General features: G+C 72.8%; 1 protein-coding gene. It reads left to right on the top strand.

What is annotated here, in order from left to right; all coding sequences use genetic code 11:
• Window positions 1–115 precede the first annotated feature (115 nt).
• Complete coding sequence (locus AB0K17_RS30700; RefSeq protein WP_365985011.1) at window positions 116–1,291, top strand: acetoin utilization protein AcuC; 1,176 nt, start codon at window positions 116–118, stop codon at window positions 1,289–1,291.
• Window positions 1,292–1,585 lie beyond the last annotated feature (294 nt).

The raw sequence follows: 1,585 nt of genomic DNA on the forward strand, positions 1-1,585 counted from the left end.
TGGTACTGCAGGGGGGACCCTGTGGGAGAGTAGGACACCGCCGAACTCCTTTTGAGAGAAGCCCCGTTGGGAACATGGTTCCCAACGGGGCTTCTCTGCGTTTACGGTGTCGGCCATGAGCGGTGGTCAGGCGCAGGTGATGTGGGACGAGGCGGTCACGGGATACGACTTCGGTCCGGGACATCCCATGGATCCCGTGCGGCTTTTCCTCACCATGCGCCTGATCGAGGCCTACGGGTTGGACAAGGCCGTCCGGGTGGTCGCCGCGCCGGCGGCGGGGGAGTCGACACTCGGGCTGGTGCACCGCGCCGACTACATCGAGGCCGTGCGATGGGCCTCCGCCGATCCGCGGTCGGCCGACACCGCGTACGGACTCGGCACCCCGGACGATCCGGCCTTCGCCGGTATGCACGACGCCGCCGCGCTGATCGCGGGGCAGTCGGTGGCCGCCGCCGAGTCCGTGTGGCGCGGGGAGGCCGTGCACGCGGTCAACTTCAGTGGTGGACTGCACCATGCGATGCCGGGGTCCGCGTCGGGTTTCTGCGTCTACAACGACGCCGCCCTCGCCGTGGCCCGGCTGCTGGAGCTGGGGGCGGAACGGGTGGCGTACGTGGACGTGGACGTCCACCACGGCGACGGCGTGCAGGCGGCCTTCTGGGAGGACCCCCGGGTCCTGACGATCTCGCTGCACGAGGATCCCCGCACGCTCTTCCCCCAGACGGGCCGGCCCGAGGAGACGGGCGCCCCGGGAGCCGAGGGGTCCGCGGTCAACGTGGCCCTGCCGGCGGGCACGGGGGACGCCGGATGGCTGCGGGCCTTCCACGCCGTCGTACCGGAGCTCCTGGCGGCCTTCCGGCCGCAGGTGCTGGTGACGCAGCACGGGGCCGACACGCACTTCGAGGACCCGCTGGCGCATCTGGCGGTCTCGCTGGACGCCCAGCGCCTGGTGGCCGAGGCCTGCCACGACCTGGCCCACCGTCACGCCGACGGGCGCTGGGTGGCGCTCGGGGGCGGCGGGTACGCCGTGGTGGATGTGGTGCCGAGGTCCTGGGCGCATCTGGTGGGCATCGCCGCCGGCCGGCCGGTGGATCCGGAGTCGGCGGTGCCGGAGGAATGGCGCCGGGAAGTCTTCCGGCGGACGCAGCAGCTGGGGCCGCTGCGGATGACGGACGGTCTGCGGCCGTCGTGGCGGGACTTCGCGGAGTCGGGGTACGACCCGGCGGACCGGCTGGACCAGGCGGTCCTGGCGACGCGCCGGGCCGTCTTCCCCTCCCACGGCCTACTGCCCTAGTCCGCGGCCGGCGGATCGTGCGGTGCCCCGTGGGGGCGCGGGGCGGTGTCGATATGCGGCTCCGCCGCGTGGGCGCGACAAGCCACGACGTGCCTGCAGATTGCCCGGGCCCCGGGGTGGCGTGTCAGCTGCGGGCGGTCGCCGGCTGATCGCACAGTTCCTCGCGCCCCTGAAGGGCGCCGTGGTGGCGCGTGACGAAGATCCGCCGGACACGCCCTAGGTGTGTTGTCCCGGGACGTTGGTGACACGCGGGCTGGGTGCTTGAACGGGTGAGGGCCTTCTGGCTCGGTGTGG

Origin of the sequence: Streptomyces sp. NPDC049585 (assembly GCF_040675615.1) — a bacterium.
GTDB classification, from domain to species: domain Bacteria; phylum Actinomycetota; class Actinomycetes; order Streptomycetales; family Streptomycetaceae; genus Streptomyces; species Streptomyces luteosporeus.